This is a genomic window from Aquabacterium humicola, from assembly GCF_030167915.1.
Taxonomy (GTDB): domain Bacteria; phylum Pseudomonadota; class Gammaproteobacteria; order Burkholderiales; family Burkholderiaceae_C; genus Pseudaquabacterium; species Pseudaquabacterium humicola.
In genome coordinates, this window is record NZ_JARGNB010000005.1 from 116,879 (window position 1) to 129,483 (window position 12,605).

A 12,605-nucleotide genomic window follows, 5' to 3' on the forward strand; every position below is an offset into this window, starting at 1 on the left:
GCTTGCAGTGCCGCGCAATGGCTGCGCCCGGTCTAGGGAAGGCACCAATGCCCTGCCCCGGCTGCAGCCCTGTAATGGCCCGACCCCCACCCTCACCTCCCCACCCCATGGCCCGCACTGCCCACACGCTGACCGCCATCCGCTGTGCCACGTTGATCGCCTGCATGGCGATGGCGCCGGTGCACGCCGACGAGGGCGACGAAACCCTCGGTGTGATCTCGCCGGTGCCCGCATCCACCAAGGGCAAGGGCACGCCGCCCAGCTGGGCCGGCAAGGCCTTCCGGCAGGGCGTGGTGTCGGTGGCCAATCCCTATGGCGCCGAGGCCGGCGCGCAGGTACTCGAGCGCGGCGGCAATGCCATCGACGCGGCCGTGGCCATTGCCTACGCGCTGAACGTGGTGGAGCCGCAGTCCGCCGGCATTGGCGGCGGTGGTTTCATGATGATCCACCTGGCCGCCGAGAACCGCACCTTCGTGGTCGAGACGCGCGAGAAGGCGCCGGCCGGCGCCACGCCGACGATGTTCGTCGGCGTGCCGAACAGCTCGCTGCAGGGCGTGGCGGTCGGCGTGCCGGGCATGGTGCGCGGCACCGCGATGGCCATCGAGCAATGGGGCCGGCTGTCGCTGGCCGATGTGCTGCAGCCCGCCATCCGGCTGGCCGACCAGGGCTTCGCCGCGACACCGCGCTTCTCCTCTTCGATCGGCTGCGGCGCCACGGCACGCTCGGCGAACTCGCCCGAGGTCAAGGACTACTTCTGTCCCGGCGGCGCGCCCGTGCCGGCGGGTGCGCTGGTGACCAACAAGCCGCTGGCCGACACCTTCCGGCTCATCGCCGCCAACGGCCCCGACTGCTTCTACAAGCTGATGCCCGAGAAGGGCTGCGACATCGCCACCGGCATCGTCGAGGGCCAGAAGTTCAACCGGCCGCAGGCGCCCGGCGGCAAGGGCGGCAGCATGAGCTACGCCGACCTCGAGAACTACAACGCCGTCATTCGCGAGCCCATCGTCGGCACCTACCGCGGCTACACCATCAAGTCGATGTCGCCACCCAGCTCCGGCGGCCTCACGATGATCCAGATGCTCAAGATGCTGGAGCGCTTCCCGATCGGCGACGCGAGCCTGGGTTATGGCTTCGGTTCGGCCAAGACGCTGAACGTGATGGCCGATGCGATGCGCATCGCGTTCTCCGACCGCGCGGTGTGGATGGGCGATGCCGACTTCGTGCCCGTGCCCGCCAAGGGCCTGCTGCATCCCACCTACGTCGGCCAGCGCGGCGCCGCCATCGTGCCCGGCACGCGCATCTTCCCCAACCCGGCCGCCGGCGACCCGCGGCTCTACGACAGCGCGAAGGCCGGCCCCTCCCCGCGCCTGGCGGTGGCCGAGCCGGTCACCGGCCCCGGCGAGACGACCACGCACTTCGTCGTGGTGGACAAGTGGGGCAACCTGGTCACGTACACCAACACCATCGAGTCGGGCTACGGCATCGGCGTCTTCGCGGGCTACAAACGGGCCGATGGTTCGTTCAGGAGCCACGGCTTCCTGCTGAACAACGAGCTCACCGACTTCAACACCGCGCCCACCACCAACCCCTACACCGGCTCGCCGGGGTTCAACGACGTGCAGCCGAACAAGCGGCCGCGCAGCAGCATGAATCCGACGATGATCTTCTCGCCCGATGGCCAGCCGCTGGTGGCCTACGGCTCGCCGGGGGGCGCGACCATCATCAACTCGGTGCTCAACGTCACCCTCAACCTCATCGACCACAAGATGGGGCTGCAGGAAGCCATCGATGCGCCGCGCATCTCCATCACCGGCACGGGCTCGGGCATCGCGATCGAACCCGGCTTCCCGCAGGCGAGCCTGGATGCCCTGGGCGCGCTCGGCTACACCTTGACGCCGTCGGAGATCGGCTCGGTGCAGGCGGTGATCCTCGACCGTCAGACGGGCAAGCAGTACGGCGGGGCCGACAAGCGGCGCGAAGGCACGGTGATCGGATTGCCGCGGCCGCAAGGCAAGTAGCGCCGGTCAGGCGGACGCGGAGACTGCGGCGGTTGATCTCGATCTCGATCTCGATCTCTGTCGATGGTGGCACCTAAGAAGGCCGGGTTTGCATGGACGACGGCGTGGAGGACTGCTTCGGCGATAGCGGCCCCCCATCCGTTGTCGCCTGCGGATCCTCCACCGGCCGAACCTTGGCCTTCTCCTCATCGATGTAGCGTTTCAGCACGCCCATAAGCCGGACCATCATCCTGCGATTGATGTCGTCGGTCGCCTCCGCCAGGGCGCGAATTGCCCCCGCAAGCTGGGCTCTCAATTCCGGAAGTTTCAGCGGCTCCGTGCGGGACCGGAGGACCGCATTCGCGGCGGCGATGACTGCAGGCTCGTTCTCGCCATAGGCTTTCGCCATCTTCTTTACGAGGTCATAGCCCCTCAGCATCCGCGCCCACACAACGGTGTCGTCGAGTCGTGCTTGCCTCGCGTCGCGCTTCAGCCAGTCGAGTTCGCGCATCACGCTGGCGGCGCGGTCGTGGAGATCCTCGTCGCGGGTTACCTCGATGTTCTCGTAGACGAACGGACTGTCTGCCTCGAGGAACATGAAGCGGTAGCGGCAGACCAGTTCAAGGCCCTTCAGAAGCAGGCTCGTTTCCTCGCGACCGAACTCTGTGCGCGCGAGGCCCTCGACCAAGTAGATCGTGAACCGGCGCCTGCCGTCAAAGTAGCGCAGGCCGCTCGTCAAAATTACACGATACATCTTCCCGTCGTCATGGGCAAAGATGACCTGCCCGTTGTCGACCGACACCTGGTTGGGAAGCGTCGACGTCACGACGGCCCGGATCGCGCCGGTCCACACGCTCCCGTTCTTACGACCCTGCGTTTGCGCGCAAAAGTCCGTCCAAGTAAGGCTCGCCTCGGGAAGTCCGAAGATGCCTAGTCCCCCCGCGGAACCCGGAGTCAACTGGGCCGACGGAGGAAGGTCGGGCAGATGGGCGTCCAGATCAGTGTCCGAGGTGTCGATGGTCAGTTGCTTCTGAGGCCGCGTGGATCGATTGACGTCGACACTGGCCTTCAGGTTGCCGAAGATCTCGACGTACATGTCCTTCGCGAACTCGGCGTGATCTCGCTCACGGGTGGGCGGTACGCCCGGGTAGTTGTCACGCCTCCAGATCTCCTCGACGACGCCTTGCATCTGGTTGAGGAACTGCACGAAGGTGTCGTCGTCCGTGACTCGAAGGCGGTTCGCATACTCCTCCTTGGTCAGGTCGAGGTCCTTCGAGGAGATCGTGATGCGAATGCCGTTTAGCATCTCTGTGCCTGGAGGCACATCCTCGGCTAGCGACACAAAGACGATGCGCCGTTCGATTTCGTCGAGCTTCGGTGTTATCTCTTGCTGAGCCCTGAAGTAACCCAGTTCTTGGCCGGTCCATCCGAAGCTTTCTTTGGGGCGCGCGGTGTGCACGAGCACCAGTACGTGTGCACGGTTGAGCTTCTTCTTGATCTCAGCCGAAAAATCTGCACCCACCTCGATCGTGTACTTGTCCATGTCGACGAAAGCGGGCGGCGTCGGTAGCGCGTTTGCTAGCGCCGCGCGGACCGCGTTGGCGATGATCTCGTCCTCGCGCGCGTAGCTGATGAACAGGTTTAGCGTCGTGGGCATGCACACCTCCAGGACACGCGGCGACCGGGCGAACCCGGGGAACTCTGGAAGGTCGAGGCTGCCTATCCCGTCCCGCTATGTCAACCTGCAGTCTCAACTACCGAACGGACGAGCGCTCAGCACTGCGCGGTCCAGAGCAAGAGCAACCGCGCATAACCGCGGCGCAGGCAAGCCTGAAGGCGTTCATCCAGCGCGAGCCCTTCCCCGGTCGCCTTCACCTGACGCTGGAGAATGCCACGCCATACGCAACGGAAGCCACGACAGCATGCACACCCGCCTCTCCCGCGCCGAAGTCCCCGTCGAGACCACCTGGGACCTCAACGACCTGTTCCCCGATGACGCCACCTGGGCCGCCGAGGTCCAGGCCATCGACGACGCCCGCCAGGCGCTCACCGCGTACCAGGGCCGGCTGGGCCAGGACGCCGCCACGCTGCTGGCCTGCCTGAACGCGGTGGAGGCCGTGCAGGTGCGGCTGATGCGCGTGGACACGTTCGCGCACCTGCGCAATGCGCAGGACGGCACCGATGCGCAGCACCAGGCGGCGGTGGCGGGGGTGTCGGCGCTGGAGGCGCGGTTCGAGGCCGACACCAGCTTCGTCGAGTCCGAGATCCTGGCCTTTCCGGACGGCCTGCTGCAGCGCTTCATGGCCGACGAGCCGGGGCTGGCGGACTTCAAGACGCTGCTGGACGACCTGCTGCAGCTGCGTCCGCATCGGCTGCATGCCGACACCGAGCGGGCCCTCGCCGCGCTGGGCCAGGTGCTGGACGCGCCCTACACGGTCTACAGCCGGTCGAAGTCCAGCGACCTGCACTTCGCGCCGTTCACCGACGCCGCCGGCACCGTCTACGCCAATTCGGTCAACGGCTTCGAGTCGAACTACGAGAGCCACGCCGATGCCAGCGTGCGCCGCGGCGCGTGGGCGTCGTTCAGCGCCGGGCTGAAGGCCTACAACCACACCTGGGCGGCCACCTTCGCGACCGAGGTCAACAAGAACGTGGCGATGGCGCGGCTGCGCAACTACCGCAGCACCGAAGAGTTCCTGCTGCAGCCGCACAAGATCCCGCACGCGGTCTACACCAGCATCCTCGACATCATCCAGACCGGGCTGGCCCCCCACATGCAGCGTTATGCGCGGCTGCGGCGCCGGGTGCTGGGCCTGGACTCGCTGCTGTACTGCGACATCAAGGCGCCGCTGGACCCGGACTTCAATCCGCGCATGTCGTACGCGGACGGCTGCGCGCTGATCCTCGAGGCGCTGCAGGTGATGGGGCCCGAGTACTGCGACTTCGCACGCAAGACGATGCAGCAGCGCTGGGTCGACCGGGCAGACAACATCGGCAAGTCGTCGGGCGCGTTCTGCGCGTCACCCTACGGCGTGCATCCGTACATCCTGATCACCTGGTCGGACACGATGCGCAACGTCTTCACGCTGGCGCACGAGCTCGGCCACGGCGGGCACTTCGGCCTGGCGATGAAGCACCAGCGCTACACGAACATGCGCTGCGCGATGCCCTTCGTCGAGGCGCCGTCGATCATGAACGAGATGCTGCTGGCGCAGCACATCCTCGCCAGGAGCCAGGAGACGCGCCTGCGGCGCTCGGTCATCATGCAGGTGCTGGGCACCTACCACCACAACTTCGTCACCCACCTGCTCGAAGCCGAGCTGCAGCGCCAGGTGATTGCACTGGCCGAGGGCGGCGGCTCGATCACCGCGGCGGTGCTCAACGAACGCAAGGGCCGCATCCTGTCGGCGTTCTGGGGCGACACGGTGGAAATCGACGAGGGCGCGCGCATGACCTGGATGCGCCAGCCCCACTACTACATGGGCCTGTACCCCTACACCTACTCGGTGGGGCTGGTGGCGTCGACGGCGATGGCGCTGCGGGTCGAGCAGGAAGGCCCCGTCGCCGTGCAGCGCTGGCTCGAGGTGCTGAAGGCCGGCGGCACGCGGCCGCCGCTGGACCTGATGCAGCTGGCCGGCATCGACATGCGCTCGCCGCAGCCGATCCACGACGCGGTGGCTCACGTGGGCCGGCTGATCGACGAGCTGGAGCGCTCGTTCGACTGAGCCGCCGCCGGGCCGCCCCAAGGCGGCTAGCGACCCCTCGGGGGGCAGGAGCGAAGCGACGTGGGGGCCTCAACCCGCCGCTGCCGCGCGGCCACGCCGGCGACGAAACATCCGAAGGCGTCCAGCAGCGGGGCGGCGTCGAAGCCCGGCCCCTCCAGCATCGCCAGCGCCTGCACGGTGGCTTCCAGCGTCGAGACCTGGTCGGCCCGCCGGGCCGCTCTGATCGCGCGATAGCGGGTCGGCGCCGGCGCGTCCAATGACAGCCGCGGCAGCGCGGCCAGCGCCGGGTGCTCGAGCAGCATGCGCAGGCTCTTGCGCCAGGTGGCGTCGATGACCACCAGCCGCAGCGACCCGTCTGCCGCCGGTGGCGCCTCCGGTGCCACGTCCGGCGGCGCGGGCGCGGCCGGCACGTCCGGGTAGAGCAGCCGCGTCTGCCGGCCGGGGGGATGCAGCAGCCCCTGCAGCGCCTCGGGCGCGAAGCGCTCGCCAACCACCACCTCGCAGTGCGCCAGCGACAGGCGCAGCAGCGCCACGCTGTTCTTCGCCTGGCGCTGTTCCTGCGGATGCTGCAGCACCAGCACCTCGGTGCGGTGGGCCGTGGGCCGCACCAGCGCGCACAGGCAGGTCGGCTGCGGGCGCAGGCAGCGCGCGCAGGTCGCGCGGCCGGGGGTGGCGGGAGCGTTCACTCCGGCATCGTGGCACAGCGAAGCGGCGCCAGAATCGGCCTCACCCTCGAAGAAGGCATGACCATGCAAGCACCGAGCACCGCATCCGACACCGCGCCTGCCACGACCCCACCGCCGGCCGCGCTGACCGGGCATTGCCTCTGCGGCGCCGTGTCGATCACGGTCGCCGGCGAACACGACCCGCGCGTGGGTGCCTGCCACTGCCGCATGTGCCAGCGCTGGTCGGGGGGCCTGTTCCTGTGCTTCAACGCGGACGCTTGCGCAGTCACCGTCACGGGTGAGGTCACGCGCTACCGGTCGTCCTCGTTCGCCGAACGCGCCTTCTGTGCGCGCTGCGGCTCGCACCTGTGGTTCAACGATGTCGAGGAAGGCGGCCAGCCGCGCACCTACGAGCTGATGCCGGGCCTCTTCGACGCGGCCCGCGCCTGGCCGCTGCGGTCCGAGATCTACGTGGACCGGGCGATGGCCTGCGCCCGGCTGGCCGGCGAGCACCGCCGCAAGACCCGGGCCGAGTACGAAGCCGGGAATCCGTTCGTCGCGGGCGACCTGGACTGATGTTCGAGCGCGAGGCGCGCGCCTTGTCAGCGCGCGGCCGCCTCGCGCACCAGCGTCGCCGGCGCGATGCCGAACATGCGCCGGCAGGTGCGGCTGAGGTGCGCTGAATCCGCGAAGCCGGCGTCCATCGCCGCGGCCGTCCACGACTGCCCGCCCATCGCGGCGGCCACCGCCCGCTCGACGCGCGCCCACAGCAGCCAGGCGCGGAACGAGATGCCGGTCTGCGCGACGAAGAGATGGCGGAAGCGGCTGGGCGACAGGTGCGCGACGCCCGCGGCATCGGCCAGCGACAGCGGATCGGCGAGCCGTTCGCGCAGCGCCGCCAGCACGCGGGCGATGCGCGGGTCGACGCTGTCCGGTGCAGGCAGCGGGCCGACCAGCGCGGCCAGCGCGGCGCGCGCCGTGGCGGCCAGCGTCGTGTCGTCGGCCTGCCGGGTATGGGCGTGCCGCAGCGGCTGCACGAGCGCCTGCGCGGCCGCCGGCGGCAGGTCGGCGATGCGCGCGCCGGCATGCCGCGCCAGCAGCGCGCGCCCCTGCACCGTCTCGGGCTCGACGAACAGGTGGGCGACGCTGCCGCCGCAGCCGTCGAACTGGTGTTCGCAGTGCGGCATCACCAGGCTGCCGTGGTGCTCGGTCCAGCCGGCGGTGTCATCGCGCAGCAGGTAGGGGTTGCCGTCCAGCGTCACGGTGAGCTGCAGCGCATGGTGCGCATGCGTCTCGACGCGCCCCGCCTGGCGGCCGATCCACAGGCTGCCGCCGCTCCACAGCAGCACGCGGCCCACACCGGCCACCGGGCGGCGGGGGGCTCTCGCGGCGATCGCGGGCTGCGTCTGCATCGGCACTCCAGAGGCTGCCGCGGCAGTCTATGAGAACAGCCGCTTCATTCAAGTCGCGCCGCGCCCCGATCACCAGAATTCGCCCTCACGGATCCACCGATCCGCTGCTTGTTCAACCACCCCAGGAGATTCCGATGTACACGACCACCACCGCTTCGATGGACCGCCGCTGCCAATGCGCCAACTGCCCCGGCGCCAGTTGCACCTGCGGCTGCCAGCACGGCAGCGCCATGCCGGCGATGCAGGCCGCGGCCGCACCGGCCTGCCATTGCGGCCCGAACTGCGGCTGCGATGCCGGCGAGCAGGGCTGCTTGTGCGGCACGCCCGCCGCCGCCGTCCTGGCCTGACCACGATTCACGACGCCGCGGCGGCGGCGTATAAGTCGGGCTCTCTCCGGGAGAGAGGAGGCCCGTCTTGGACAGCCACACGGACGCCGCAACCGGACCCGCCACCACCACCGACGCGCCCTCGGTGCTGACGCTCGCGCGGCAGAGCTACGCGCGCCACGAGTGGGAATCGACCTTCCATCTGCTGACGCAGGTCGATGCATCGTCGCCGCTCGTGGCCGAGGACCTCGACCGCCTGGCCTGGTCGGCCGGTCTGACGACACGCGACGACCAGATGCTGGTGCTGCTGGAGCGCCTGCACGACGCGCGGGTGCAGGCCGCCGACCTGCAGGGCGCCGCGCGCGCCGCGCTGTGGCTGGGCTTTCGCCTCTTCGCACGCGGCGAGGCCAGCCGCGCCGGCGCCTGGCTGGCACGGGCGCACAAGCTCGCCGACGAGGTCGGGCCGGAGTGTGTCGAGCAGGGCTACCTGCTGCTGCCGCAGGCGCAGCGGCTGATGAACATCGGCGACGACCGCGCCGCCGGCGAGACCGCCGCGCGCGCGGTGGTGCTGGCCGAGCGCCGCGCCGACCGCGACCTGCTGGCCTTCGCCAGCAACCTGCAGGGTCGCGCGCTGCTGCGGCAGGCGCGTGTCGACGAAGGGCTGGCGCTGATGGACGAGGCGATGATCGCCGTCGGTTCGGGCCAGCTGGCGCCGGTGGTCACCGGCCTCGTCTACTGCAGCGCGATCGCCGCCTGCCAGCGTGTGGGCGCCCTCGACCGCATGCGCGAATGGACCGCCGCGCTCGACCGCTGGTGCGGCGAGCGGCCGCAGCTGGTGCTCTTCAAGGGCCACTGCCGCATCCACCGCGCGCAGGTGTTCGCGCTCGACGGCGACTGGGTGCGCGCGCTCGACGAAGCGCGCGCCGCGGTGGCCCTGTGCGTCGGCGACTTCGACCGCGACGCGCTGGGCCTGGCGCACTACGAGCAGGCCGAGATCCATCGCCAGCGCGGCGATGCGGCACTGGCCGACGGCGCGTACCGCGAGGCCAGCCGCTGCGGGCTCGATCCGCAGCCCGGCCGCGCGCTGCTGCAGCTGCAGACCGGCGAGCTGCACACCGCAGCCGCGACGATGCGCCGGCTGCTGGGCACGCTGACCGATCCGCTGGCGCGTGCACGCTGCCTGCCGGCGCAGCTGGACACGATGCTGGCCGCGGGCGATGTCGACGCCGCGCGCGCCGCCGCCGCCGAGCTGGCGCAGGTGGCCGCCACCTGGCGGACGCCGGTGTTCGCGGCGCAGGCGCGCGAAGCCGCCGCGTCGCTGCTGCTGTGCGACGGCCGCGCCACGGACCTGCCCGCGACGATCGGGCCGGCGCGCGAGGTGTGGCTGCAGCTGCGCGCGCCGCTGCGGCTGGCGCGGCTGCGCGTGCTGCTGGCGCGCGCGTGGCTGGCGCTGGGCGATGCCGATGGTGCGCTGCTGGAGATCGATGGTGCCCACGACACCTTCGAGCGTCTCGGTGCGCTGCCGGACCTGCAGGCGCTGCACGCGCTACGGCAGCGTGCGCAGGCCCAGGTGCCGGCGCCGCACGCCGCGCGATCGGCGCAGGCCACGGATCCGACCGCCGCGCTGACCGAGCGCGAGCGCCAGGTGCTGCGGCTGGTGGCGACCGGCCTGACGACGAAGGCCATCGCGCGCCAGCTCGGCCTGAGCCCGAAGACCGTCGACCGCCACCTGGGCAACCTGTTCGCCAAGCTCGGTGTCGCCTCCCGGGCCGCCGCCACCGCCTGGGCCTACGAGCACAAGCTGGTGTGAGCGCCGCGCCGGCGGGCCGGCTGGGTGAAATCACGCAGCCCGTCGCCCGCCGGCGTGGGTGATTCGCTGGAAGCCGCGCCGAGCGGCGCGCCCTAGCCTTCGTCTGCCGCCGTGCCCACCGTCTTCGGGTGCGGGGCCTCACAGGAGGCTTGCAGATGATCGACACGACACGCCGCGCCCTGTTGCGCACCGGCGGGGCCCTGCCCGCCGCCTGGACCGCCGCCTTCGCCGGCGCCGCGGCCCTGCTGCCCGCCGAAGCTTCGGCCGCCAACGGTTTGCCGCGCCTGTGGCGATCGGCCGACGTGCTGATCGGCCAGTCGCCGGAAGACCAGGCGCCGGCGCTGGCCATCAGCTGCCCGCTGTACTACCCGAACGGCCAGCCGGCCCGCGCGAGCCATGCGCTGGACCTCGGCCGCTTCCCGGTGTACGGCGACATCAGCTGGGACGGCCAGACCGTGGTGCCCGACTTCGGCGCATCGACGGCCGTCGGCGTCACCCAGGGCAGCGACGGGCAGTTCTACCTGCTGGCCGGCCTGGAGGGCCCGGTCAGCGGCGGCACCGGGCGCTTCGCCGGCGTCACGCGGGCGATCGCGCGCTGCAAGTACAAGGTGGTGCCGACTTCGGGCATGCCGCTGCTGGTGGCCTGCGTCTCGTGCGTGGTGATCCTGGTGCAGGAGTGACGCACCGCGGCGCGGCCCGCGCGCCGCGACCGTGACCGTGACCGCAGCACCGCTACGCGCCGGGCGCCCTGCCGCGCACCGACCACGCCAGCGCGGCGAACGAGCGCGCGCCGTCGTCCTCGCCATCGAGGTAGGCGGCGCGCACCGCGTCGCGCACGCGCTCGCGCAGCGCGGCGTCGAGCGTCGCGACGTATTCGGCGCCGGGCCCGTCCTGGCCTTCGTACGGCGCCCAGTAGTCGTCGAACGAGGCGAAGTCCATTCGGATGCCGATGGTGTCCGCCTGCACGTCCTGCAGGCCGGCCTCGCGCCAGGCCCGCGCCAGCTCGCCGGGCCGCGTCATCGGCCGCGTGTAGTTGCGCGCGCGGCGCGCCACGGCCTGCGGGTCGACCGCCGCCGCGGTGTCCCAGAACAGGCGGTTGGCGACGAAGCCGCCGCGTGCATCCCACACCGCCGCGGCGACCACGCCGCCCGGCCGCACCACGCGGCGCATCTCGGCCACCGCGCGTTCGGGCTGCGGCACGAAGTGCAGCACCAGCATCGACAGCACCGCGTCGAAGCGCGCGTCGGCGAAATCCAGCGCACAGGCGTCGCCGACCGCGAAGGCCAGCCGCGGCTCGCCGGCGTGATGCCGGCGCGCATGGTCCACGTAGGCCGGCGACAGGTCGACCCCCTGAACCTGCGCCGCCGGATGCCGTTCGGCCACCGTGCGCGCGAGGTGGCCGGTGCCGCATCCGACGTCCAGCACCTGGCGGTGCGCGTCGCTCACGCCGGCGAACTCGGCGAAGGCCGGCGCGAGTTGCCGGCTCCAGCGGCCCATCAGCAATTCGTAGCCGTCGCCGTCGTGGGCGACGAAGGTGGAGGAGGTGCTCATCGTGCGCGGTCCGGTGGTCCTGGCAGCACACGATGTTAGGACGCGGCGCGCGGCGGGCCGGGCCACGGGCCCCCTGTCGTCAAGGCACCGGCTGCACGACGATGGCCGTCACCGCCGGGTCCGCTTCGATCGACACGATGCGCCCTTCCCCATCCCAGACGAGCACGAACGGATCTTCCTGCTGCGTGAAGTAGGTCCAGCGCAGCGCGTCGAGCGACGGCGTCTGGTCCGCGCGCGGCGGGCCCAGCGCCATCAGCGCCTGCTCGCGCGTCATCCCGACCATCGCGAGGCCGGCGCGCACGGCGCGCTGCACGGCTTCGGGAAAGGTTGCGAGGCGAACCCGCGGGTCGTCCTTGACCATCAACGACGCCAGCAGCTGCTCGCGCGTCAGACGCTCGCGGCCGTAGTCGAGGCCGATGCGCATCGGCCGGCCGTTGATCAGCACGTGCGCGCGGTGCCGGCCCCAGTCCTTGACCACGATGCGCGCGCCGGCGGGAATCAGCGGCAGAGTGCTCCAGTTCGCATCGCTGATCCAGTCGCCGTCGTAGTGCAGGTTGCAGCAGGTGTACGCGGCCCCCGCCATCTCGGCCGACTGGCCATCGGGATCGCCCGCGTCGATCAGCTTCTGGCCGACGATCTCGCCCCCGGCACGCTCGATCCACAGCTCGCGGCGGAAGGCATCGAGCGCGCCGGCCACCTGATAGCGCTCGTACGGCGCCAGGTCCACCTCGAGGACCCCTTCGAAGGTCGCCGGCGCCGCCCGAAACAAGGACTCGATCGGCGCCGAAAAGGCGGTGCGCGCGACGACCTTCAACCGATGCCGGCCCGAAGGCACGGAACGGGTGACCTGCACCAGCACCATGTTTCGCCCGCGGCCCCGGCTGGCGAACAGGCTGGCGCGGACTGCGTCGTCGGCCACCGGCTGGCCGTCGACCTCCGCCAGGTGGAAGAACAAGCCGGCGCCTTGACCGGCCGGAAAGGCCGTGTCCGCGATCAGCGCCGTGGCCGCCGGGCTCGCGTCCGATTGGGCTCGCGCCGGCAGCACGAACGCCAGCGCCGAGAGCAGCAGCAGTCTGAGAAACATCGGAGTCCTCCCTGTCGTCTTCGGGCGTGCCCGCT

The 12,605-nt window shown here is 70.9% G+C and carries 11 protein-coding genes; 6 read left to right on the forward strand and 5 right to left on the reverse strand.

Going from position 1 to position 12,605, the window contains the following annotated elements; translation table 11 throughout:
• Positions 1-107: 107 nt before the first annotated feature.
• A complete protein-coding gene (gene ggt / locus P1K89_RS21770; RefSeq protein ID WP_284618626.1) occupies positions 108-2,018 on the forward strand; it encodes a gamma-glutamyltransferase in 1,911 nt (636 codons plus the stop codon).
• A gap of 73 nt (positions 2,019-2,091) precedes the next feature.
• On the opposite strand, the gene P1K89_RS21775 is transcribed toward ggt, so the two are convergent.
• On the reverse strand, positions 2,092-3,654 hold the full coding sequence (locus P1K89_RS21775) for a toll/interleukin-1 receptor domain-containing protein (RefSeq protein ID WP_284618627.1): 1,563 nt from the start codon (positions 3,652-3,654) through the stop codon (positions 2,092-2,094).
• Positions 3,655-3,919: 265 nt separating this feature from the next.
• Here P1K89_RS21775 and pepF point away from each other — a divergent pair, with 265 nt between their 5' ends.
• A complete protein-coding gene (pepF, locus tag P1K89_RS21780) occupies positions 3,920-5,722 on the forward strand; it encodes an oligoendopeptidase F (protein ID WP_284618628.1) in 1,803 nt (600 codons plus the stop codon).
• Positions 5,723-5,748: 26 nt separating this feature from the next.
• Here the strand turns inward: pepF and P1K89_RS21785 are convergent, their stop codons facing one another.
• A complete protein-coding gene (locus tag P1K89_RS21785; protein WP_284618629.1) occupies positions 5,749-6,408 on the reverse strand; it encodes a tRNA-uridine aminocarboxypropyltransferase in 660 nt (219 codons plus the stop codon).
• Positions 6,409-6,471: 63 nt separating this feature from the next.
• On the opposite strand from P1K89_RS21785, the gene P1K89_RS21790 reads away from it, so the two are divergent.
• Positions 6,472-6,963 (forward strand): GFA family protein, encoded by a 492-nt coding sequence (locus P1K89_RS21790; RefSeq protein ID WP_284618630.1) that lies wholly within the window; start codon positions 6,472-6,474, stop codon positions 6,961-6,963.
• Positions 6,964-6,989: 26 nt separating this feature from the next.
• Here P1K89_RS21790 and P1K89_RS21795 read toward each other — a convergent pair whose 3' ends face one another.
• On the reverse strand, positions 6,990-7,799 hold the full coding sequence (locus tag P1K89_RS21795; RefSeq protein WP_284618631.1) for a helix-turn-helix domain-containing protein: 810 nt from the start codon (positions 7,797-7,799) through the stop codon (positions 6,990-6,992).
• A gap of 134 nt (positions 7,800-7,933) precedes the next feature.
• On the opposite strand from P1K89_RS21795, the gene P1K89_RS21800 reads away from it, so the two are divergent.
• The 3 genes from P1K89_RS21800 (at position 7,934) to P1K89_RS21810 (ending at position 10,615) form a co-directional block, all read left to right on the forward strand.
• Positions 7,934-8,146, forward strand: coding sequence for a hypothetical protein (locus P1K89_RS21800; RefSeq protein ID WP_284618632.1), 213 nt, complete (start codon positions 7,934-7,936; stop codon positions 8,144-8,146).
• Between the two features lie 67 nt (positions 8,147-8,213).
• Positions 8,214-9,935: a helix-turn-helix domain-containing protein gene (locus tag P1K89_RS21805; RefSeq protein WP_284618633.1), complete on the forward strand. Its 1,722-nt coding sequence runs from the start codon at positions 8,214-8,216 to the stop codon at positions 9,933-9,935.
• A gap of 155 nt (positions 9,936-10,090) precedes the next feature.
• Positions 10,091-10,615, forward strand: a complete 525-nt coding sequence (locus P1K89_RS21810) for a hypothetical protein (protein ID WP_284618634.1) — start codon at positions 10,091-10,093, stop codon at positions 10,613-10,615.
• 52 nt (positions 10,616-10,667) lie between these two features.
• On the opposite strand, the gene P1K89_RS21815 is transcribed toward P1K89_RS21810, so the two are convergent.
• On the reverse strand, positions 10,668-11,486 hold the full coding sequence (locus tag P1K89_RS21815) for a class I SAM-dependent methyltransferase (protein ID WP_284618635.1): 819 nt from the start codon (positions 11,484-11,486) through the stop codon (positions 10,668-10,670).
• Between the two features lie 79 nt (positions 11,487-11,565).
• Positions 11,566-12,570, reverse strand: coding sequence for a hypothetical protein (locus P1K89_RS21820; protein ID WP_284618636.1), 1,005 nt, complete (start codon positions 12,568-12,570; stop codon positions 11,566-11,568).
• Positions 12,571-12,605 lie beyond the last annotated feature (35 nt).

Bases quoted from the DNA above. Each gene is read 5' to 3' on its own strand.
- ggt (WP_284618626.1), top strand. From the start codon at position 108: ATGGCCCGCACTGCCCACACGCTGACCGCCATCCGCTGTGCCACGTTG.
- P1K89_RS21820 (WP_284618636.1), bottom strand. From the start codon at position 12,570: ATGTTTCTCAGACTGCTGCTGCTCTCGGCGCTGGCGTTCGTGCTGCCG.
- P1K89_RS21795 (WP_284618631.1), bottom strand. From the start codon at position 7,799: ATGCAGACGCAGCCCGCGATCGCCGCGAGAGCCCCCCGCCGCCCGGTG.
- P1K89_RS21815 (WP_284618635.1), bottom strand. From the start codon at position 11,486: ATGAGCACCTCCTCCACCTTCGTCGCCCACGACGGCGACGGCTACGAA.
- pepF (WP_284618628.1), top strand. From the start codon at position 3,920: ATGCACACCCGCCTCTCCCGCGCCGAAGTCCCCGTCGAGACCACCTGG.
- P1K89_RS21810 (WP_284618634.1), top strand. From the start codon at position 10,091: ATGATCGACACGACACGCCGCGCCCTGTTGCGCACCGGCGGGGCCCTG.
- P1K89_RS21775 (WP_284618627.1), bottom strand. From the start codon at position 3,654: ATGCCCACGACGCTAAACCTGTTCATCAGCTACGCGCGCGAGGACGAG.
- P1K89_RS21790 (WP_284618630.1), top strand. From the start codon at position 6,472: ATGCAAGCACCGAGCACCGCATCCGACACCGCGCCTGCCACGACCCCA.
- P1K89_RS21800 (WP_284618632.1), top strand. From the start codon at position 7,934: ATGTACACGACCACCACCGCTTCGATGGACCGCCGCTGCCAATGCGCC.